Origin of the sequence: Paraprevotella xylaniphila YIT 11841, assembly GCF_900683745.1 — a bacterium.
Taxonomy (GTDB): domain Bacteria; phylum Bacteroidota; class Bacteroidia; order Bacteroidales; family Bacteroidaceae; genus Paraprevotella; species Paraprevotella xylaniphila.
This window is the reverse complement of sequence record NZ_LR215980.1, coordinates 2,814,701-2,837,806: the sequence shown is the minus strand read 5'-3', so window position 1 is coordinate 2,837,806 and position 23,106 is coordinate 2,814,701. Positions and strand designations below refer to the sequence as shown.

Annotated in this window: 18 protein-coding genes; 15 read left to right on the top strand and 3 right to left on the bottom strand. The window is 49.6% G+C overall.

Features of this window, described 5'->3' with window-relative positions; translation table 11 throughout:
* Positions 1–14: 14 nt before the first annotated feature.
* The 8 genes from mnmG (at position 15) to E0E47_RS11965 (ending at position 7,991) form a co-directional block, all read left to right on the top strand.
* Positions 15–1,886: a tRNA uridine-5-carboxymethylaminomethyl(34) synthesis enzyme MnmG gene (gene mnmG, locus E0E47_RS12005; protein ID WP_130893812.1), complete on the top strand. Its 1,872-nt coding sequence runs from the start codon at positions 15–17 to the stop codon at positions 1,884–1,886.
* A 61-nt stretch (positions 1,887–1,947) separates the two neighbouring features.
* Positions 1,948–2,478 carry an adenine phosphoribosyltransferase gene (locus E0E47_RS12000; protein ID WP_008619069.1) on the top strand — a complete coding sequence of 177 codons (531 nt, stop codon included), beginning with the start codon at positions 1,948–1,950 and terminating at the stop codon, positions 2,476–2,478.
* A gap of 69 nt (positions 2,479–2,547) precedes the next feature.
* Positions 2,548–4,377 carry an excinuclease ABC subunit UvrC gene (gene uvrC, locus E0E47_RS11995; protein ID WP_130893811.1) on the top strand — a complete coding sequence of 610 codons (1,830 nt, stop codon included), beginning with the start codon at positions 2,548–2,550 and terminating at the stop codon, positions 4,375–4,377.
* A 51-nt stretch (positions 4,378–4,428) separates the two neighbouring features.
* Complete coding sequence (dtd, locus tag E0E47_RS11990; RefSeq protein ID WP_008628081.1) at positions 4,429–4,881, top strand: D-aminoacyl-tRNA deacylase; 453 nt, start codon at positions 4,429–4,431, stop codon at positions 4,879–4,881.
* An 11-nt stretch (positions 4,882–4,892) separates the two neighbouring features.
* Positions 4,893–5,216, top strand: a complete 324-nt coding sequence (locus E0E47_RS11985) for a nucleotide pyrophosphohydrolase (RefSeq protein WP_008628079.1) — start codon at positions 4,893–4,895, stop codon at positions 5,214–5,216.
* Positions 5,217–5,219: 3 nt separating this feature from the next.
* Positions 5,220–6,134: a deoxyribose-phosphate aldolase gene (deoC, locus tag E0E47_RS11980; protein WP_130893810.1), complete on the top strand. Its 915-nt coding sequence runs from the start codon at positions 5,220–5,222 to the stop codon at positions 6,132–6,134.
* Positions 6,135–6,780: 646 nt separating this feature from the next.
* A complete protein-coding gene (locus E0E47_RS11970; RefSeq protein WP_130893809.1) occupies positions 6,781–6,978 on the top strand; it encodes a hypothetical protein in 198 nt (65 codons plus the stop codon).
* Between the two features lie 110 nt (positions 6,979–7,088).
* A complete protein-coding gene (locus E0E47_RS11965; RefSeq protein ID WP_130893808.1) occupies positions 7,089–7,991 on the top strand; it encodes an Rpn family recombination-promoting nuclease/putative transposase in 903 nt (300 codons plus the stop codon).
* A 35-nt stretch (positions 7,992–8,026) separates the two neighbouring features.
* On the opposite strand, the gene E0E47_RS11960 is transcribed toward E0E47_RS11965, so the two are convergent.
* Positions 8,027–8,998 (bottom strand): polyprenyl synthetase family protein, encoded by a 972-nt coding sequence (locus E0E47_RS11960; RefSeq protein WP_008628075.1) that lies wholly within the window; start codon positions 8,996–8,998, stop codon positions 8,027–8,029.
* Between the two features lie 92 nt (positions 8,999–9,090).
* Here E0E47_RS11960 and polA point away from each other — a divergent pair, with 92 nt between their 5' ends.
* From polA to E0E47_RS11925, 7 genes are all read left to right on the top strand, one after another.
* Complete coding sequence (gene polA / locus E0E47_RS11955; RefSeq protein WP_130893807.1) at positions 9,091–11,862, top strand: DNA polymerase I; 2,772 nt, start codon at positions 9,091–9,093, stop codon at positions 11,860–11,862.
* A gap of 174 nt (positions 11,863–12,036) precedes the next feature.
* Complete coding sequence (gene ychF / locus E0E47_RS11950; protein ID WP_008628072.1) at positions 12,037–13,140, top strand: redox-regulated ATPase YchF; 1,104 nt, start codon at positions 12,037–12,039, stop codon at positions 13,138–13,140.
* A complete protein-coding gene (gene lgt, locus E0E47_RS11945) occupies positions 13,137–13,982 on the top strand; it encodes a prolipoprotein diacylglyceryl transferase (protein WP_008628070.1) in 846 nt (281 codons plus the stop codon). Before ychF ends, lgt begins: the two co-directional genes overlap by 4 nt.
* A 55-nt stretch (positions 13,983–14,037) precedes the next feature.
* Positions 14,038–14,523, top strand: a complete 486-nt coding sequence (locus E0E47_RS11940) for a nuclear receptor-binding factor 2 (RefSeq protein ID WP_130893806.1) — start codon at positions 14,038–14,040, stop codon at positions 14,521–14,523.
* Between the two features lie 20 nt (positions 14,524–14,543).
* Complete coding sequence (locus tag E0E47_RS11935; RefSeq protein WP_130893805.1) at positions 14,544–16,991, top strand: DUF3160 domain-containing protein; 2,448 nt, start codon at positions 14,544–14,546, stop codon at positions 16,989–16,991.
* Positions 16,985–17,920, top strand: coding sequence for a CapA family protein (locus tag E0E47_RS11930; protein WP_040602901.1), 936 nt, complete (start codon positions 16,985–16,987; stop codon positions 17,918–17,920). Before E0E47_RS11935 ends, E0E47_RS11930 begins: the two co-directional genes overlap by 7 nt.
* A 47-nt stretch (positions 17,921–17,967) precedes the next feature.
* Complete coding sequence (locus E0E47_RS11925) at positions 17,968–18,948, top strand: glycoside hydrolase family 43 protein (RefSeq protein ID WP_130893804.1); 981 nt, start codon at positions 17,968–17,970, stop codon at positions 18,946–18,948.
* Between the two features lie 327 nt (positions 18,949–19,275).
* Here E0E47_RS11925 and E0E47_RS11920 read toward each other — a convergent pair whose 3' ends face one another.
* Together E0E47_RS11920 and mutS are read right to left on the bottom strand one after the other, a co-directional pair.
* Positions 19,276–20,040, bottom strand: coding sequence for an SDR family oxidoreductase (locus E0E47_RS11920; protein WP_130893803.1), 765 nt, complete (start codon positions 20,038–20,040; stop codon positions 19,276–19,278).
* A 4-nt stretch (positions 20,041–20,044) separates the two neighbouring features.
* Complete coding sequence (gene mutS / locus E0E47_RS11915) at positions 20,045–22,666, bottom strand: DNA mismatch repair protein MutS (protein WP_172604698.1); 2,622 nt, start codon at positions 22,664–22,666, stop codon at positions 20,045–20,047.
* Between the last annotated feature and the right edge of the window lie 440 nt (positions 22,667–23,106).

Below are 23,106 nucleotides of genomic sequence, written 5' to 3'. Positions count from 1 at the left end.
AAAACAAGTTAAAAATGAAGTTCGACTACGATGTGATAGTGATAGGCGGCGGCCATGCAGGCTGCGAAGCAGCAGCAGCCTCTGCCAACATGGGAGCGCAAACCTGCCTTGTCACCATGGACATGAACAAGATAGGACAAATGAGCTGCAATCCAGCCGTGGGGGGCATTGCCAAAGGACAAATCGTCCGGGAAATAGACGCTTTGGGCGGCTACATGGGTATCGTGACCGACCGCACTGCCATACAATTCCGTATGCTCAACCGTTCGAAAGGACCGGCCATGTGGAGCCCCCGCGCCCAGTGCGACCGTGGAAAATTCATCTGGGCATGGCGGGAAATCCTGGAAAATACACCCAATTTGCATATCTGGCAAGACCAAGTGAAGGAACTCCTCGTAGAGCATGGAGAAGTGACAGGTGTGAAAACCTATTTCGACGTGACGATTCAGGCACGGTGCGTCATCCTGACGGCCGGCACATTCCTGAACGGCTTGATGCACATCGGACACACGCAATTGCCCGGAGGCCGTGTGGCCGAACCGGCGTCATACCATTTGACCGAATCCATCGCCTGCCATGGTATAAACTACGGGCGGATGAAAACAGGGACACCGGTACGCATCGACGGAAGAAGCGTACATTTCGAGGAAATGGAAATACAGGAGGGAGAACACGACTACCATAAATTTTCATTCATGGGGCGCGACCGCCAACTGAAACAACTTCCGTGTTGGACTTGTTTTACCAATCCGGAAGTCCACGAAGTACTGAGAAGCGGCTTACCGGATTCCCCCCTTTACAACGGACAAATCCAAAGCATAGGACCGCGCTACTGCCCGAGCATCGAGACCAAACTGGTCACCTTTCCCGAACGCGGCCAACACCAACTTTTCTTAGAGCCGGAAGGCGAAAGCACGCAAGAATATTATCTAAACGGATTTTCATCGAGCCTGCCGCTCCACACCCAAATCGAAGCCTTGAAAAAAATCCCGGCTTTCCGCGATTTGGCCATATACCGTCCGGGCTATGCCATAGAATACGATTATTTTGACCCCACCCAACTGTACCATACGTTGGAATCGAAAATACTGCCGGGCTTGTTCATGGCCGGACAAGTCAACGGGACCACAGGTTACGAAGAAGCAGGCGGGCAAGGCATCGTAGCCGGCATCAACGCCGCCTTGAAATGTTCCGGAGGAGAACCTTTCATCATGCATCGCGACGAATCCTATATCGGCGTACTCATCGACGATTTAGTCACTAAAGGAGTAGACGAGCCTTATCGCATGTTCACGTCGCGGGCAGAATATCGTATCTTGCTTCGCCAGGATGATGCAGACGCACGCCTCACGGAACGTTCTTACCAGATAGGACTGGCTACACGTGAACGCTATGACCATTGGCTTTCTAAAAAGGAAGCTGTCGAGCATATCGTAAGTTTCTGCAAAGACTTCTCGTTGAAACCGGCCCTGATCAATCCCGGACTGGAAGCTTTAGGCACGACACCGCTCAAATACGGATGCAAACTTTTCGAATTAATCAACCGTCCGCAAATCACGGTGAAAAACATTGCCGAACATATCACACCGTTAAAGGCCCTGCTCGACACATTGACCGACCGACGGGATGAAATCATCGAAGCCGCCGAAGTATTGATAAAGTATGATGGGTATATTGCCCGCGAAAGAATCATCGCCGACAAGATGCAGCGCTTGGAAAGCATTAAGATAAAAGGCCGCTTCGATTACAAAAGCATGAATTCCCTGTCTACTGAGGCCCGCCAGAAATTAGAGAAAATCAACCCGGAAACATTGGCACAAGCCGGACGCATCCCTGGCGTTTCTCCTAGCGACATCAACGTGCTGCTCGTGCTTTTGGGACGGTAGCCAAAAGCTCTACGTTTCACGTGAAACAAAACTTAAATTATCAACAGATAAAATACTGGTTATGAACAATCCAACATTACTGAAGAATCTGCGAAACATTCCGGACTTCCCTATACCCGGAGTTCAGTTCAAGGACGTAACGACACTCTTCAAAAACGCGAAGTGCATGAAGATCATGCTGAATGAATTGTATGAAATCTATAAGGACAAAGGCATCACAAAGGTGGTCGGCATAGAGTCGCGCGGCTTCGTCCTCGGTGCCGCCCTTGCGGTGAAACTGGGTGCCGGTTTCGTCATGTGCCGGAAACCCGGAAAGCTTCCGGCCGAAACCTTACAGGAAAGTTATATGAAAGAATACGGCAAGGATACGATAGAAATACATAAAGATGCCATTGACGAAAAAGACGTGGTGCTCATTCATGACGATTTGCTTGCCACAGGCGGTTCCATGAAAGCAGCCTACAACTTGGTGAAGAAGTTTAATCCGGCACACGTCTACATCAATTTCATTATCGAACTGACGGGCGAAGGATTGAACGGACGCGAGGTTTTCGACGAAGGCATTGAAATCAGCACCCTCCTACGTGTCTAAAAATTGCTTTTTCAACGGGGACATGCAGCACGCTGTATTGTCCCCTTTCCATATCCAATTCCAAACGCCATGACGACCGAAGAAAAAGAAAAGCTAGACGCTTATTTGAAAGGTATCGTCCTAAACCTGCCGGACAGCCCGGGATGCTACCAATATTTGAACGACGATGGGGAAATCATTTATGTGGGCAAAGCCAAAAACCTGAAACGGCGCGTCTATTCCTATTTCAGCAAAGACCACCAAAGCCGGAAAACAGCCATGTTGGTCAGTAAAATCAGGGATATCAAGTATATAGTAGTAAACAGCGAAGAAGACGCGCTTTTATTGGAAAACAACCTTATCAAACGCTATAAACCGCATTACAACGTGTTGCTGAAGGATGACAAGACCTATCCGTCCATTTGTGTGACCAACGAATACTTTCCCCGCATTTTCAAGACACGGCACATCGTACGCAACGGATCCACATACTTCGGCCCTTACAGCCACATCCCCACGCTGAATGCCTTACTCGAACTCATCAAGAACCTCTATCCGTTGCGCACGTGCCACCTCGCGCTCACACCTGAAAACATCCGTTGCGGAAAGTTCAACGTCTGTCTGGAATACCACATCAAGAACTGCAAAGGCCCCTGCATCGGAGCGCAAAGCCGCGAAGAATACCTCCAATCCATCCAAGAAGCCAAGGAAATCCTGAAAGGAAACACAGCCGAAATCAGCCGGAACATGCTCGCCGAAATGCAAGCGTTGGCGGCAGAAATGCGTTTCGAAGAGGCGCAGACCATCAAAAGGAAGTACAACCTTTTGGAAAGTTACCGGAGCAAGAGCGAAGTGGTGAGCAACGTCCTTCACAACATCGACGTTTTCTCCATTGAGGACGATGAAAACGCAGCTTACATCAACTACTTGCACGTGACGAACGGGAGTATCAACCAGGCCTTCACCTTTGAATATAAAAAACGGATGAACGAATCTCCCGAAGAACTGTTGACACTGGGCATCGCAGAAATGCGGGAACGCTACAAGAGCCGTTCCAAGGAAATCATCACCCCCTTTCCCATCGAAGTGGAAATGGAAGGCGTCACCTTCACTGTCCCGCAAAGGGGAGACAAGAAGAAACTGCTGGAACTCTCCGTACTCAACGTAAAACAATACAAACTGGACAGGCTCAAACAGGCCGAAAAGCTCAATCCGGAACAGAAAAGCGTACGGCTGATGAAAGAAATACAGCAAGCCATGCACCTTGAGAAACTCCCCATGCGCATCGAATGTTTCGACAATTCGAATATCTCGGGGACGGATGCCGTGGCAGCCTGCGTAGTCTTCAAAAAGTGCAAACCCAGCAAACAAGACTACCGCAAATACAACATCAAAACCGTGGTCGGGCCGGACGATTATGCCTCGATGAAAGAGGTGGTACGCCGCCGGTATTCACGCGCCATGGCTGAACAAGGCGAATTGCCCGACCTCATCATCACGGACGGCGGACGGGGACAGATGGAGGTGGTACGCGAAGTGGTAGAAGACGAACTCGGCCTGCGCATACCCATCGCCGGACTGGCTAAAGACGACCGCCACCGCACCAACGAACTGTTGTTCGGCTTCCCGCCGATCGTCATCGGCATGAAGACAGACAGCCCAGTGTTCCGACTCATGACCCAGATACAGGATGAAGTGCACCGCTTTGCCATCACTTTCCATCGCGACAAACGCAGTAAACACCAAACCGTTTCGGCACTGGACACCATCAAAGGCATCGGCGAGAAGACCAAAACCCAGTTGCTCAAACGGTTTAAAAGCGTGAAACGTATCCGGGAAGCTTCGTTCGACGAACTGGCCGCGGAAATCGGGCAGGCCAAAGCGAAAATAATACAAGAAAACCTGCCTGCTGAAGCATGAGATGCAGGCTTTTTCCGTATCTTTGCAAAGAACCAAACGCACGCTAAACACATGAGAACCGTGATACAACGCGTCAGCCATGCGTCGGTGAGCATCGGCTGTCACTGCAAATCGGCCATACAAGGCGGACTTTTAATCCTGTTAGGCATAGAAGAAGCTGACAATGAAGAGGATATAGATTGGTTGTGCCGTAAGATTACAGGACTTCGCATCTTCGACGACGAAAACGGCGTAATGAACCGGAGCATCCTCGAAACAGGAGGTGACATATTGGTTATCAGTCAATTCACCCTGATGGCTTCGTACAAGAAAGGCAACCGTCCCTCGTATATCCGTGCTGCCGGGCATGCCACGGCTATCCCCCTCTACGAAAGCTTCTGCCGGAAATTGGGCGAAGCGCTTGGCAAACCCGTGCAGACGGGAGAATTCGGAGCGGAAATGAAAGTGGACCTGTTGAACCACGGTCCCGTCACCATCTGCATGGACACTAAAAACAAAGAATAAAAAAGGAAAATATGACTATAGACGAAGCACAGAAACAGGTAGACGAATGGATTAAAACGGTCGGTGTACGTTACTTCAGCGAACTGACCAACATGGCTTGCCTGACCGAAGAAGTGGGCGAACTGGCCCGTGTCATGGCCCGCCGCTACGGCGACCAGTCTTTCAAGGAAGGAGAAAGCTGCAACCTGGAAGAAGAGATGGCCGACGTGCTCTGGGTACTGATTTGCCTGGCCAACCAGACGGGCGTGAACCTGACGGAAGCACTCCGCAAAAGCATCGAAAAGAAAACCCGAAGAGACAAAGAACGACATATTAACAATCCCAAATTACATTGAATCATGAGCGAGCACACACATCATCACGAGCCTGAAACCAGCAAGTACGAACAGGCATTGAAGAAGTACGACCTCAACCTCAGCGACGAGGCCGTGAAAGAAGCCGTGGCGAAAATCATCGCCGAAAAAGTGCCGGAAAACGACACTACGGAAGTCAAAAGATTCCTGATGGGCAGTGTGGAACTGACCTCATTGAGCACCACGGACAGCGAAGAAAGCATCCTCCGCTTCACGGAACGCGTGAACGCATTCGAGGACACCTACCCCGACCTGCCGCACGTGGCCACCATCTGTGTCTATCCCTGCTTCGCACAAATCGTCAGCCAATCGCTCGAAGTGGAGGGCGTGGAAGTGGCCTGCGTGTCGGGCAGTTTCCCCTCCTCGCAAGCCCTGATTGAAGTCAAAGTGGCCGAAACGGCCCTGGCCATCAAGGACGGCGCCACGGAGATAGACATCGTCATGCCCGTCGGCAAATTCCTGAGCGGCGACTACGAGACGCTCTGCGACGAAATCAGCGAACTGAAAGCGGCCTGCGGCGACCATAAGATGAAAGTCATCCTCGAAACGGGCTGCCTGAAGACTGCCGCGAACATCAAGAAAGCCTCCCTGTTGGCCATGTATGCCGGAGCGGACTACATCAAAACGTCCACCGGGAAACTCGAACCGGCCGCTACGCCGGAAGCAGCCTATGTCATGTGCCAGGCCATCAAGGAATACTATGACGAAACGGGCATACAGATAGGTTTTAAGCCCGCAGGAGGCATGCACACGGTACATGACGCCCTTGTGTACTACACCATCGTCAAAGAGGTCTTAGGCGAAAAATGGCTTACCAACCAGTGGCTGCGCCTCGGCACAAGCCGGTTGGCCAACCTGCTGTTGGGCGAAGTGACGGGAGAAGAGGTGAAATTCTTCTAACCCTCCCCTTTTGACAGTTTGACAAAACGACAAACATGTCCCCACGAGAACGGCGCATTTGCATACCGGTGAAGCACACGTCGGTTCTACGCGATTCTCGCGCATCGTGAAAATGACATTCTGACACCCATGCGGATGGTTTGCTGACACCCAAAAGGCAGCACAACGCCACCGTCAGTACAAAACCCAATGCCTGCCACAAAAAAGCCGGAAACGGTGACAAATGTGGCAGGTATTTTTGTATGCTTTTCCGTCCCAAATAAAAGAAAAACCTTTCATTTCCGGAGGCCTTATCCCCCACTCCATCCCGTTCTCACGCCATTTTTCGGAGATTCCCATCCCAATCTGCTGAGAAACATTTTCCGCTTTCAGCCAAACGATTTTTCGTTCGGCTGAAAGAAATCCGGATTTTGGCAGAGAAATGCGCGATAAGAGCAATAATCCTATCTTAAATATTAAAACAAGAACATCTTTTTCCTCTATTTTATCTATCCTTTACCATAGCCCAACATGAAAAAAATAGCAAAATGTCATTGTTTCCAACAAGCACAAAGATATTTATTAAAAAAAACAGCTTTTACCATAATGCAGTAAGAACAAGATAAAAAAATACTTTCTCATTGAATCATTTGACGAAAACTATCTTATGACAGTGAACGACAAAACATGCAACGTTTACAACACCTATCCCAACAGATCGGGTAAAGAAACAGAAAAGTATGCTGTCAAACCAACCTACACAGGCAAGAAACTAATGGGCCTGACGAACAAAGGGGACAGTATTTGCTATGCAGTAGCTTATGACGACAACTATTCGCTTCTGAAGATAGAACCGTTCAAATGATTCCACACGCATATCAAGAAGGAGGTTTAAAGCCTCCTTTTTTCTTTTAAAATGATTGCACGGAACCGAAGAAAACACTACCTTTGCTTTATCACCAAACAAGGAAAAACATGGAAAGAGACGAATATACAGACCGTTACGTAAACCCCTATACCGACTTTGGATTCAAAAAGCTTTTCGGCACAGAGATGAACAAGGAGCTGCTCATCAGCTTTATCAACAGTTTGCTGAGCGATAAGGAGCAAATACGCGACCTCACTTACCTCAACACCGAAAACCTCGGCATCAGCGAGGCAGACCGCAAGGCTGTGTTCGACGTCTACTGCGAGACCGACAGCGGGGAAAAGATATTAGTGGAAATGCAACGCGGACAGCAACTGTTCTTCAAGGAAAGGAGCTTGTATTACGCTTCCTTCCCCATACAGCAGCAGGGAAAGCGCGGCGATTGGGATTACCAACTCAAGGCCGTGTACGTCATCGCCATACTGAATTTCGTGTTCGACCACACCCACGACGGGTACTTCCACCACGAAGTGCAGTTGACCGACAGCAAGACCCGGGAGGTGTTCTACGACAAGCTGACGTTCATCTATTTGGAAATGCCCAAGTTCAACAAGAAAGAAGAAGAACTTGACAGTATGTTCGACAAATGGCTCTTCGTGCTACGCAACCTCACGCGGCTGATGGAAAAGCCCGCTACGCTACAGGAACGCGTCTTTACCCGGTTCTTCGAGGCAGCAGAAATCGCGAAGTTCACCGTAGAGGAATACCACCACTACGAAACGAGCCTGAAAGTATACCGCGACTGGAAAAACACCATTGACTTCGCCGTTCAAAAAGCCACAAAGGAAGGAGAACAAAAAGGGATGCAAATAGGGATGCAAAAAGGTATTGAAAAAGGAATGCAAGAAGAAAAGCTAAACATAGCCAGACAGATGAAAGCCAATGGCATACCAACCCATACGATAGCAGCCTGTACAGGATTGGATACGGAAGAAATCAATCGTCTATAATCGGACTGGAGGAAACAAATCATCCTCCCACCCTATTAAGACACTCGTTTCAATACGAAATCCAAGTACAAACGTAAGGCTTCACCTACGGCCTCGTTCCCGTCAGCACCTATCAAACCGACCGCTTGTTCACGAATTTCATCCATCTTACGACGGGCATACTCTATACCGCCCGACTGCTTGGTAAAGTTCACTAAAGCCGAAATTTCTTCTTCTGTGGCCCTGCCCGCACGTACTTTCAACGCCGTCTCATGCCACGTCTCTGCGCCAGGCTGAAGTACGGCATGCACCACCGGAAGAGTAAGCTTACCTTCTTTCATGTCATTTCCCGTAGGTTTACCTACTTCAGCATCATAATAGTCGAAGACATCGTCACGAATCTGAAAGCAGATACCTACGTAAGTGCCGAACTCACCCAAACGAAGGATTTCATTTTCCGATGCTCCTGACAACAAAGCACCGACTTCGGCACATACGGCAAACAAAGAAGCTGTTTTACGCCGAATCACTTCGAAATACTGATTTTCGCTGATTTCATCGGACTTCACGTTAGACAACTGCTGCAATTCCCCGTCGGAAAGCGTCTGCCCCAAACGAGCGACCAAATCTACTACCCTCAGGTCACCGGCCATGGCCGCATGCTTCAAAGCCGTAGACAAGAGATAATCGCCCACCAAGACGGCTGCCTTATTATCCAAAAGGGCATTCACAGAGGACTGTCCCCTGCGTACGCCACTCTCGTCTACCACATCATCATGCACCAGACTAGCCGTATGCAACATCTCCAAACTCACGGCGGCATGCAATACGGAATCATTGATTTCACCGTACTTTTTTGCAGCCAACAAAGTCAAAATCGGACGCATCAACTTCCCCTTACGGCTCAACACATGCCGCAAGGCTATCATGAGAAGAGGATTCTGGTGCTGCAGAGTAATACCGAAAAGCGACTCGAAATCTTTCATTTCACGCTCCACCGGTTTCCGGATTTGAGTTAATACGTCCATATAATCAGCTGATTTCGGAATACAAAATTACATAAAAATCAAAAGCCACTCATATTTTTTACGTAAATTTACGGAGAAAATCATCATAACGTATGGACAGACTTTTTTTACTCGATGCCTACGCGCTCATTTACAGGGCCTACTACGCATTCATCAAAAGCCCCCGCATCAATTCGAAAGGGCTTAATACATCAGCTATCTTAGGTTTTGTCAACACATTGGAGGAGGTGCTCAACAAAGAGCATCCTTCGCATATCGGTGTGGCTTTTGACCCTGCAGGTCTCACTTTCCGCCACGAAGCCTATCCCGAATATAAGGCACAACGGGAAGAAACACCGGAAGCCATCCGCACCGCCGTACCTATTATAAAAGATATCATACGGGCTTACCGTATCCCCATCCTCGAAGTCGCCGGATTTGAAGCTGACGACGTCATCGGCACTTTGGCCACACAGGCTGCCGCACACGGGAATTTGGAAACTTACATGATGACACCCGACAAAGACTACGGCCAATTAGTCAACGAGAGGGTCAAGATGTACCGTCCGAAATTCGGAGACAAGGATTTTGAAATCATGGGGGTAAAAGAGGTCACCGAAAAATTCGACATCTCTTCTCCGACCCAGGTCATTGATATTCTCGGACTGATGGGAGACTCGTCCGACAATATTCCGGGTTGTCCCGGTGTGGGCGGAAAAACCGCATCCAAACTCGTCAACCAATTCGGCAGCATCGAAAATCTGTTGGAACATACTGACGAACTAAAAGGCAGTATAAAAACCAAAGTGGAAACCCACCGCGACATGATTGCCTTCTCTAAGTTTCTAGCCACCATCAAGACGGACGTGCCCATTACGCTCGACTTGGAAGCACTCACCACAAAAGAGCCGGACGCAGAAGCCTTGCAACGTTTATTCGAAGATTTAGAGTTCCGGACTTTACTGGAACGAAAGTTCTCCAAAAAGCAACCTAGCGCAGAACCGGGCTTTTTCCAAGGCTCTCTCTTTGCAGAATTTGCAGACGAATCCCCGGAAGCAAGCAAATATTCAAATCTCAGCAAGTACAAAAAGGAGGATTTCGACTACCAACTCATTGAAACGAAAGAAGATAGGAGGCGAATCATTGACTTATTCGTTACAAAAGATTTTCTCAGTCTAGACACGGAGACCACCGGAACCGACCCCATCAGTGCCAAATTGGTGGGATTGAGCTTTAGTGTCAAGGAAAATCAGGCTTTTTACGTACCGATTCCGCAAGACCCTGAAGAAGCGCAAAAGATAGTTAATGAATTTAAATCAGTCTATGAAGACGAACGAATACTCAAAATCGGGCAAAACATCAAATATGATTTGATGGTATTACAAAACTACGGCATCACGTTGAAAGGCGAAATCTTCGACACGATGATTGCCCATTATCTTTTGCAACCGGAATTACGTCATGGCATGGACTATCTGGCCGAAGTCTATCTGAACTACCAGACCATCCATATCGAAGAACTTATCGGACCGAAAGGAAAGAACCAGAAGAACATGGCAGACCTTCCTCCGTCGCAAGTATATGAATACGCATGCGAAGATGCCGACATTACCTTGAAACTGAAAAACGTGTTTGAACCGAAGTTAAAGGAGGAAGGATGTTATGACCTGTTCCGCGAAGTAGAAATGCCGCTCATGCCGGTATTGGCTTGGATGGAACGCAACGGAGTGTGCATCGACACCGAAGCGTTGAAGGAAACTTCTACGCTCTACACCAAAGAAATGAACCGTTTGGAAGAAGAGATACACGCCCTGTCCGGTGAACCGTTCAACATAGCCTCTCCCAAACAGGTAGGCGAAGTCTTGTTTGAAAAACTGAAAATAAGCGAAAAGCCCAAGAAAACCAAAACAGGACAATATGTCACCTCGGAAGAAGTATTGGAAACATTACGCACACGCCATCCCATAGTGGAAAAAATCCTGGAACACCGAGGACTGAAAAAACTGTTAGGCACATACATCGATGCCTTGCCTAAGCTTATCAATCCCGAAACCGGACATATCCACACCTCCTTCAATCAAACCATTACCACAACCGGACGGTTGAGCAGCAGTAACCCGAACCTGCAAAACATCCCTGTACGCAACGAGGAAGGCAAAGAAATCCGTAAGGCTTTTATCCCGGAACCAGGTTGTGAATTCTTCTCGGCCGACTACTCCCAAATCGAACTGCGTATCATGGCTCACTTGAGTGGCGACCCACACATGATAGAGGCTTTCCGCGAAGGGCACGACATCCATGCCGCTACCGCCGCAAAGGTTTACAAAAAACCTTTGGAAGAAGTTACCCGCGAAGAACGAAGCAAGGCCAAAACAGCCAATTTCGGCATCATATACGGTATCACCGTATTCGGATTGGCCGAACGGATGAACGTAAGCCGTGCGGAAGCCAAAGAATTGATTGACGGCTATTTCACCACGTATCCCAAAGTGAAGGAATACATGCAGAAGAGCATTGAAACAGCACGTGAAAAGGGATATACCGAAACCATTTACCATCGTAAATGCTATCTGCGCGACATCAACAGCCACAACGCAGTGGTGCGCGGTTATGCCGAACGCAACGCCATCAATGCCCCGATACAGGGCAGCGCGGCAGACATCATCAAAATTGCCATGATAGCCATTTACCGCCGCTTCCAGAAAGAGCACATACGTTCTAAAATGATTTTACAAGTACACGACGAATTGAACTTCAGCGTCTATCCGGAAGAAAAAGAACGCGTGCAGCAAATCGTCATCGAAGAAATGGAACGCGCCTACACCATGCAAGTCCCGCTCGAAGCCGATTACGGTTGGGGAAAGAACTGGTTGGAAGCACATTGATACTCCGGAAAACGTTACCGGAAAGTTCCAAAACCGTCCGCTCCAAAACGGGAAACCACCGCGCAGAGAATGGAAAATCACTTGGCGCAGAACGAAAAAGATTTCCCACATACCGGATTTATTCTTAATTTTGCACCTAATTAAATAAGGTAATTGATAAAAACGAAATAAACTATGGCTTTAAAAGCAGGTATAGTAGGTTTGCCCAACGTGGGCAAGTCTACCCTTTTCAACTGTCTGTCGAGCGCCAAGGCACAGGCTGCAAACTTTCCGTTCTGCACCATCGACGCACAAATGGGACAAATCACCGTACCGGACGAACGTCTGAACAAACTGGCGGAATTGGTCCACCCCGGGCGCATCGTTCCGGCCACCTGTGACATCGTGGACATTGCCGGACTGGTAAAAGGAGCCAGTAAGGGAGAAGGCTTAGGCAACCAGTTCCTCGGTAATATCCGTGAGACCGATGCCATCATCCACGTATTGCGTTGTTTCGACAACGACAACATCGTGCACGTGGACGGGTCGGTAGATCCCGTACGCGACAAGGAAATCATCGACACGGAACTACAGCTCAAAGACTTGGAAACCATCGAAAACCGCATCAAACGCGTGGAAAAAGTGGCCAAAGTGGGCGGTGACAAACAAGCCAAAATAGAGTATGACGTGCTATTGCAATACAAAGAGGCTTTGGAACAAGGCAAATCGGCCCGTACCGTCACCTTTGAAAACGAGGACGAACAGCAGGCAGCCAAAAACCTCTTCCTGCTCACAGCCAAACCGGTGCTCTACGTCTGCAACGTGGACGACACCTCTGCCGCTCACGGTAATCCATACGTGGATGCCGTACGCGAAGCCATCAAGGACGAAAATGCCGAACTGCTCATCATCTCCGCCCAAACGGAGGCCGACATTGCCGAACTGGAAAGCTACGAGGAAAAACAGATGTTCCTGGAAGACATGGGGCTAAAGGAATCGGGATGCGACCGACTCATCAAAGCCATCTACCACTTGCTGAACTTGCAGACGTTCATCACAGCCGGAGAGATGGAAGTGAAAGCCTGGACCTTCCGCAAGGGATGGAAAGCCCCGCAGTGTGCCGGCGTCATCCACACGGACTTTGAAAAAGGCTTTATCCGCGCGGAAGTCATCAAATACGAAGACTACATCCGTTACGGTTCGGAAGCAGCCGTGCGCGAAGCCGGCAAGATGGGAGTGGAAGGAAAAGACTATGTGGTGCAGGACGGTGACATCATGCACTTCCGTTTCAACGTATGACCGCCATGGACAGCCTGTTATTTATCACGTGGAATCCCGACCTGTTCGCTTTCCACCTCGGTTCATTCGGTGTGCGTTGGTATTCGCTGTGTTGGTGCTTTGCCCTGTTGGCAGCCTACGTATTGGTGCAACGCCTGTACCGCAGGCAGCACATCGCCGACAAACTGTTCGACCCGTTGTTTTTCTATTGTTTCGTGGGCATCCTCGTAGGTGCCCGTCTGGGGCACTGCCTGTTCTACGAACCGGACTATTTCCTTGCCCACCCCTTGGAAATGATTCTACCTATGCGACAGACGGCCAACGGTTGGGTGTTCACCGGTTACGCAGGACTAGCCAGCCACGGCGGCACGATAGGACTGATGCTCGCCCTATGGCTTTACGTCAGGAAAACGAAACTGAACATCATGCGCGTGTTGGACAACATCGCCATCGCTACTCCGGCCAGTGCCATGTTTATCCGTTTGGGCAACCTGATGAACTCGGAAATCATCGGCAAGCCAACCGATGTGCCTTGGGCATTCGTTTTCGAGCGCGTCGACATGCTGCCACGCCATCCCGGCCAACTCTATGAAGCCATCTGCTATTTCGTATTTCTCATCGTCGGATACGTACTTTATCATAAATATCCGCAGAAAGTCGGCACGGGATTCTTTTTCGGTTTCTGCCTGACTACCATCTTCACGGCCCGTTTCTTCATCGAATATACCAAAGAAGTGCAGGAAGCCTGGGAAGCCTCCATGCTCATCAATATGGGCCAAATACTGAGTATACCCTTCATTCTTTTGGGAATCTATTGCATGGCGGGCGGCAAATTCTGTAAAAAGCTAGCCGAAAAGCATTAATCCGTCAGAACGAATGCCTACCCTTTCCTCAGGAATAAAAGTCGCTGCATTCTGCATGGCATATGGGCTGACAGCCTCATGTGGTCAGGAAACCAAGTCGTTCACCTACGAATGTAAGGACGGGCAAAAAGGAGTGATACGCATGGAGCGTATCCACGACAGCCTGTACATCCTGCATCACCTCATAGACGGGGTAGGGCAATCTTCATGGGAACTGCCCTACCCCGTCTACCGTTTCGATTGCGGTGACCTGACCGGTGACAGTTGTCCCGAAATAGCTGTAGGGGTCATCAAGGCCACGCGCTATAGCCCTACCCGGGACAAACGCCTGTTTCTTTTCAAACTCTACCGAAGACGGCTGATACGTCCGTTATGGTTAGGCTCCAGAATGCCCCACCCTCTTGAAGACTTCCGCCTCGTAGGCGATTCAGTCCCCATGCGGATATGTACTTCCGAACGCAAACCCGACGGCACGCCGTGCAGGGCGTTATACCGTTTGGGAAACTTCGGGCCAGTATTCGAACGTTACCTCCAAGAATAAAACCTTAAAAACGAAATATCATGAAACGCTTTATTTTCCCCATTATTAGCCTCTTTGGCCTCATGGCCTTCCTGTGCATCGCTTGCAAGTCCCCGGCTAAAAAGCCAACAAAAGAAAAAGATGTGCAATCCGAAGAAAATGTGGGCTTCGACATTCCGCCCGTTCATCTGTTGACGGACAGCCTGCTCCCACAATATGTAGATTACAAGCAAGACATCAGCCATTTGAGTTACGAGGAACTGCGCATCCTCAGAAGTTATCCCTACGCCCTCCATGGCTATTGGTTCATGGAAGCCGACCTGAACAGCTTTTTCATCAACAAGACGGATTGGTATTTCAAACTCTGCGACACCCTATACTATGAATACGAATATGCGGTAAATTCGCGCCCATACGCCGACACGTATGACAAGGTCAAGCTCACCCCTACCGAAAAGGCTTTCATCGAAAGAATAGACCGGCGAATGGAAGAACTCGCCACACAGAAATACGTCACCGTTGATGGCTACAAGTTGCTCAACCCGTCGCTTTGCATCAACCTGTTCCAGATAGACCGTCCGGAACCAAAATTTATGGAAATGTTGAGCCTGTATAATTTCGTCATCGCCCCGACGGATTACGAGCAACTTTTCAATGTCTACGAAAGCAACGATTATCACCAAATGCCCAATTTCATCACTACCGACCTTTACCTGCAAGCCTTCCACATGTACTTCAGTTACGTGCTCAAAAGCCTGGAGAAAAACCATTTTACACCAACCCTTCGACGTGTCCTGCATGCCCTATACACCGAAAGCCTGAACTTGAGCCGCCAAAAAGCCATACAGGACGAAGCGGAATACGCCGCCACGTTCTTCGCCATAGCATATCAACTGCTCACCGGCAGCCATCTGCCCGTACCCCACGCTTACCAAGAAGCCTACAAAGACGAACTGCGGCACATCGCAGCTTGCGAAGACGGCTCTTCGGCCTTCCTTGGTTATACAGACATCATATTCCCGTACAGCCTGTTCAAACCGCGAGGACACTACAACCGTGACGAATCTACCCAAAGGTATTTCTGCACCATGATGTGGTTGCAATCTGCCGCTTTCTGCCGGGAAAAAACAGAAGCTCTGTGGCGCACCATCATCATGGCCGCAGCTTTCAACCGAATGGCCGACAATACACGAAAAGCCTGCCTCGGCATGTACGATGCCCTCACGTTCCTGATGGGAGAACCGGACAACGCCTCCATCATCGAAATAGCCGACTTCTTGGACAAACACAACCTCACAGCATCCGTTGCGGAAAAGGACGAAAACGTGGCCGCCCACGTGAACAGCCTGCTCACGGAAGTTTTCAAGACCCGTAACCGTATCACGCCCAAGATACAACTGAGTTGCAACGAAAAAATCAACTTCATGCCCCAACGTTACATGGCCGACAACGAAATATTAGGAACCATGGCTGATGCCACTCCCGGAAGCAACCGGGCCTATCCCAAGGGACTCGACGTGTTTGCCGCCTTCGGCGTGGAAAGCGCAGCCGCCCTGCTCGATACATGCTACCATGAGGACAAGAACTGGAAAGACTTCCGGAAAACAGCCGATAAAATGAAAGAGAAATTCAACCAAAAGGTAGACTGGAACCGCACGATGTACGATAAATGGATAGAATCTCTCATTGTCCTGCAACGCCCCGGGAAAAACTACCCCGGTTTCATGTGTACACCGGCTTGGAAATGCAAGAACTTACAGACGGCACTGGCCTCTTGGAGCGAGTTGAAACACGATGCCTTGCTCTACGGAGAACACCCTTTGGCTGCTGAATGCGGAGGAGCCGGGCTCCCCAACCCCATCGTTGTAGGATATGTAGAACCTAACTTGCCGTTTTGGAGGAAGCTGAAAGAACTACTCGTTCTGAACCGGAAAATATTGGAGAAAACGGGATTTGCCGACCAAGATCTCATGGAAAAGACAAGCACGCTGGAAGAAAAAGTAGACTTTTGCATCCACACGGCCGAAAAGGAACTGCGTAGAGAAACACTCACAGAAGAAGAATACGAAACCATACGCGTGATGGGCAGTTCGATAGAATGGTTCACACTCAGTGTCATCGAGCCAGGAGAACCCTACGATTCTTGGAACAACTTGAAAGGTACGGAACGTTCCGTGGCACTCGTTTCGGACGTGTACACCCGCAACATATCCGGATGCCCGAAAAACGGTATCCTTTACGAAGCCACGGGAAACGCCAATGCCATCTATGTACTGCTCGACATCGGCGGACAAACTTATATCACCTGCGGAGCCATATTCGGTTACTATGAATTTACCCGCCCCTTGGGTGAGCGGCTCACCGACGAGGCTTGGCAACAGATGTTAAAAGAAGGCAAGACACCGCCTGCTCCAGAATGGATACGTCCTTACTTTCTGGACCGTCAACCCGAAGCCAACGAATGGATTTTTTATAGTACGGGATGTTAAGGTGGCTATCTGGCATATTATGTGTCTTGTGCCTCTTCCCGGCCTGCCGCCGCACACAGGAAGAAGCCTCACTGGCCATTCTGTTCACAGGAGACGTGCTGTTGGACCGCAGCATACGGCCTATGGCCGAACGGCGAGGTACGGCATGGCTTTTCAACAACGTAACCCCGGTTTTCCGCCAAGCCGATGCCGTGGTCATCAACCTGGAATGCCCACTGACCACCCGTACCACTCCTCTCAACAAACGGTTCATCTTCAGGGGAGAACCCGAATGGGCAAAAGACCTCCGGCAAGTCGGCATCACTCACGCCGCCATAGCCAACAACCATACCAATGACCAAGGGCGGCAAGGATTGGCTGACACCTACCAAGCCCTTCATACATCCGGCATTACCCCTTTGGGCTACGGATATTCCATGGAAGAGCAACTCACCCCCACCGTCATCCGGAAAAAGGGAATCAAGGTGGCCGTCTTCAATGCCGTACTCTTCCCTCTTGAAAACTGGCAGTACGCAGAGGGTCAGCCGGATGTATGCCGTCCCTCCATCGACCGACTTACAAGCCGAATCCGACAATACAAGGCAGAGCATCCTTCGTCGTTCATCGTGGCCGTACTGCACTGGGGCACAGAATTCCAACCCCATCCCCACGTACAGCAACGTCATTACGCCCATAAACTGATGCAAGCCGGGACGGATGCCATCATAGGACACCATCCACACGTCGTGCAACCCATGGAATACATCAACTCCCGCCCCGTATTCTACAGCCTCGGCAACTTCGTGTTCGACCAAAGCCACCCCGACTGCCGGAAAGCCGTGATGGCTCTCCTGCGCTTCAAGGCTTCCGGAGTGCAAGCAAAGGCCATTCCTATAGAAATCCGGCAATGCAAGCCTCAAATCATCCGGAAACAGCATGAAAACCGATAAAAAACACTATCTTTGTCCACAAAGAAAACCCATTAACCCTTTTCATCATGAAAAAGCTATTGACTTCTTTAGTGTGCCTGCTTGCCGTATGCAGCGGCATGTGCCAATCCCGTGCCAAAAACCATGTGCCCTTGGACTCCATCGTCCTGAGCGACCCTTGCATCCTGCCCGACCGTGCCACCATGACTTATTACATGACCGGCACAGGCGGTAAATTATGGAAAAGCAAAGACCTGCGGTATTGGGACGGCCCTTATACCGTGGCGGAAACCGACCCGGCTTCCTGGATGGGGCCGGAACCGATGATTTGGGCGGCCGAGCTGCATCCATACAAAGGCAAGTACTATTACTTTGCCACGTTCACCAACCCGGATGTGAAGATAGGCTCTTTCCGAGGCAACGAAATCGAACGCCGTGCCTGCCATGTGTTGGTAAGCGACAAGGCCGAAGGGCCTTACCGCCCCATGGAAGACAAGACTTACCTGCCTGCCGAAAAACCTACGCTCGACGGTACGCTATGGGTGGACACCGACGGTAAACCCTACATGGTCTACTGTTACGAATGGCTGCAAACATGGGACGGCACAATAGAAAAAATAGAACTGAAACCAGACTTAAGCGGCAGCATGGGCGAAGGCCAATTGCTGTTCCGCGCCAGCGACTCCCCCTGGAGCCGCGAAGTCATCGATGGTGATACGGTGGCCAGCAAAGTGACCGACGGTCCTTACCTTTTCCGCACGCAGACCGGACGGTTGGGCATGATATGGACCAGTTGGATTTACGACGTTTATACCCAAGGAGTAGCCTATTCGGAAAGCGGCACATTGGACGGCCCGTGGGTGCAGGAAGAACAGCCCATCACCCCGCCCAACTTCGGCCATGGCATGTTGTTCCGTACGTTCGACGGCCAGTTGCTCATGTCCGTCCACAGCCACAAGGACATCAACAGCCATTTCCATCGCGTGCCACACCTCTTCAAGGTGGACGATTCCGGCGACAAGATTGTCGTGAAGGAAGAATATCGGTAAACCTAAAACTTTCATTTTCTCAGACAAAAATCAATCTCCGCAGAACGGAAAATCAATCTCAGCCGAACGATTTTTCATTCTAAGCCAAATGATTTTTCATTCTGCGGAAGAATTTTTCATGTACACAAAACCTTGTAATACATTCATTTATGTATTATCTGAATAACATACAGCTATCAAAATACGGAAAAGTGACAGATATATCAATACTCAGATAATAAAAAAAACGCCGCATACCCCCAAAAAAGGAAGTATACGGCGATATCTTATATGATTGCGTCCGGAATGTACAAACCGAGAAAGGCTAACGAACGGTACTTTATCACCTTATTTCTTGCGGTAAGCTATCGTGCCCGTGGCCTGGTTGGTGGGCATGACCAACACTTCGGCTATCTGGATATGCTCGGGCAAGGAAGCGGCGAAGTAAACCACCTCGGCCACATCGTCGCCCGTGAGCGGACGAAGCCCTTCATACACGTTGTCGGCCGCAGCCTTATCGCCACGGAAACGCACCACGGAGAAGTTCGTCTCCACCAATCCGGGCTTGACGTTCGTCACACGTACGGGAGTATCCACCAAATCTATACGCAAACCGTCCGACAGGGCCTTCACCGCCGCCTTGCAGGCACAGTACACGCTCCCGCCGGGATAAGCATAGTCTCCGGCAATGGATCCCATGTTGATGACGTGTCCCCTGCCCCGCTCCACCATGCCGGGCACCACGAGGCGCGTCATGGCCAAGAGGGCTTTCACGTTCGTGTCTATCACCACGTCCCATTCGTCGAGGCTTCCTTCGTGCTCTTTGTCCACCCCGATGACCAGACCAGCGTTGTTCACCAACACGTCTATGGCCTTCCACTCTTCGGGAAGAGAATCCAAGGCAGCACGGGCAGCGGCACGGTCGCGCACATCGAACGGCAACAGCCATACTTCGGCCCCATACTTCTCCTCCAATTCCGCCTTCACGGCATTCAGTTTCTCCACGTTACGGCCGTTCAGAACCAACCGATGCCCGTTCATGGCGAACTTGCGGGCGCATCCCTCTCCTATTCCCGAGGAAGCGCCGGTTATCAATACTGTCTTCTTTTCCATTGTCCTATTTTCCTGTTACGATACGTTTAATGTCATTCAATTTGTTCAGAGCCTCCACAGGCGTCAGGTTATTGATGTCGAGATGCAATATCTCGTCCCGGATTTGGCACAGCACTGGGTCGTCCAGTTGGAAGAAGCTAAGCTGCACACCGTTGTCCGCCTGCATGACCTGCTTTGCCCCACGGCTGTTTTTCATCACATCCTTGCTGTTGGCAGATTCCAGTTCCTTCAATATGGTATTCGCCCGCGACACGATGCTCTTCGGCATGCCGGCCAACTTGGCCACGTGGATACCGAAGGAGTGCTCGCTTCCACCCCGTTCCAACTTACGCAGAAAGATGACTTTTTGCTCCACTTCTCGCACCGACACGTTGTAGTTCTTCACGCGGGGATACAGCTTCTCCATCTCGTTCAGCTCGTGGTAATGCGTGGCGAAGAGTGTCCTTGCCTTCCCTTTTTTATTTTCATGGATGTATTCCACGATAGCCCACGCGATGCTGATACCGTCGTACGTGGACGTGCCACGCCCCAATTCGTCGAAAAGCACCAAGCTACGCGAGGATATGTTATTCAGGATATTGGCCGCCTCGTTCATTTCCACCATGAACGTACTCTCGCCCATGGAAATATTGTCGCTTGCCCCCACGCGGGTGAATATCTTGTCCACCAATCCGATATGGGCAGATTCGGCCGGAACGAAGCAACCTATCTGGGCCATAAGCGTAATCAAGGCCGTCTGGCGCAACAGAGCTGACTTACCGGCCATATTCGGACCCGTAATGATAATGATTTGTTGTTTCTCCGTGTCCAGATAGACATCGTTGGCAATATATTGTTCCCCTACCGGCAACTCCTTTTCAATCACCGGATGACGCCCTTGCTTGATGTCCAACACATCGTCATCTTGAATCACCGGACGGATATAACGGTTGTCTTGTGCCACTTGGGCAAAAGACAGCAGGCAGTCCAACCGTGCCAACAAATTGGCATTAATCTGGATGGCCGGCGTGAATTCGGCCAAGGCCAACACCAGTTCATTATACAACTTCGTTTCGAGCACAAGGATTTTATCCTGTGCGCCCATAATCTTTTCTTCGTATTCCTTAAGTTCCTGGGTAATGTAACGCTCGGCATTCACCAGCGTCTGCTTGCGTATCCAGTCGGCAGGCACCTTGTCCTTATGGGTATTCCGCACTTCCAGATAATACCCGAAGACATTGTTATAAGAAATCTTCAGGCTCGGGATTCCGGTGAGTTCCGTTTCTCTTTGCTGTATCTTCAGCAGATAATCCTTACCTTCAAAGGCGATATGGCGAAGCTCGTCCAATTCACGGTCTACTCCTTCGGCTATCACTCCCCCCTTGTTGACCAACAAAGGCGGGTCGTTCTGTATTTCGCGGGCTATGCGGTCGCGGATGGAAGCACAGAGGTTCAACTGTTCCCCTATCCTCTTCAAAGTCTCGTCCGAAGCATGCTCGCAAGCTATCTTAATCGGTTCGATGGCTTGTAAGGCCACTTTCAGTTGCACCACATCGCGTGGCGACACCCGTCCTACGGAAACTTTGGAAATGATGCGTTCCAAATCGCCCATCAGATGCAACTGGTCGCTAACCAGTTCCTTAAACTCCGGTTCGCGGAAAAAGTAATCCACCACATCCAAACGCTCGTTGACCGGCTTCTCGTCTTTCAACGGAAACAATATCCAACGGCGCATCAAGCGGGCACCCATCGGGGTAATCGTACGGTCTATCACGCCCAACAGCGAATTACCACCGTCTACCATGGAATTCAACAATTCCAGATTGCGCACGGTGAATTTATCCAAACGGACGTAACGCTCCTCTTCGATGCGCGAAATGGACGTGATATGCCCGATCTGGCTGTGTTGGGTCATCTCTAAATATTGCAGGATAACACCCGATGCCACGATGCCGCATTTCAAATGGTCGATGCCGAAGCCTTTCAGATTTTTCACTTCGAAATGCTTCAGCAGCTTTTCCGTGGCCGAACGTTCGGAAAAGACCCAGTCATCCAACTCGAACGTAAAAAACTTTGTTCCGAAATTACCCTCAAACAGATTCCGTTTTCCCCGCTCGAAAAGCACTTCTTTCGGCGAAAAATTCCCCAAGAGTTTGTCTACATATTCAGCCGTACCCTCTGCCGTGAGAAACTCTCCCGTGCTGATATCCAAAAAGGCTACGCCACAAACATTCTTATTGAAATGCACAGCGGCAAGGAAATTGTTTTCCTTGTAACTCAATACATTGTCATTCATTGAAACTCCGGGAGTCACCAATTCCGTAATTCCACGCTTCACCAATGTCTTGGTCAGCTTAGGGTCTTCCAACTGGTCGCAAATGGCCACACGCCGCCCTGCCCGGATGAGTTTAGGCAAATACGTATCCAAAGCATGGTAAGGAAATCCGGCCATTTCCACAGGCTCTCCATTCCTTCCGCCATTACTACGTTTTGTCAAGGTAATACCCAATATTTCAGAAGCAACGACGGCATCTTCACAATAAGTTTCATAGAAATCCCCACAGCGGAACAACATAATCGCATCGGGGTGTTTTGCTTTCAAATCATAAAATTGCTTCATCATCGGGGTCAACCCTTCTTTTGCCATAATCGCTAACTTTTTAGAATGAACCACAAAAATACGATTATTTTTTTTGATTTGAAATGGATTATTCTGTTTTTCTACAAGATACGAAAAACGGGACAACCCTCAAATCACAAGAGGAAAGCCCCGACAAACAAATCTTTAATCTCTCAAAATTTTTCTCATAAACACTCAACGAACTATTCGTTTGCTTTTCCTATTAAACCACTGCCTCACGCAGTCCTATGCTCAACATTATACTGTAACAATCTTTTTTACCTCAATCTAATACCTAACCTATCTGCATCTCACGATGCTTTCAATATCGTCTCTTGTTTTAAGACAATGCAAAGTTACGCGATATTCCTGAAAGCCGCATGCTTTCGGACGTAATATTCCCATTATGCCTCTTTTTCTTGATTTACGTCAAGGAATATCCTGAAAAAATTCGCTGCGACATGTAA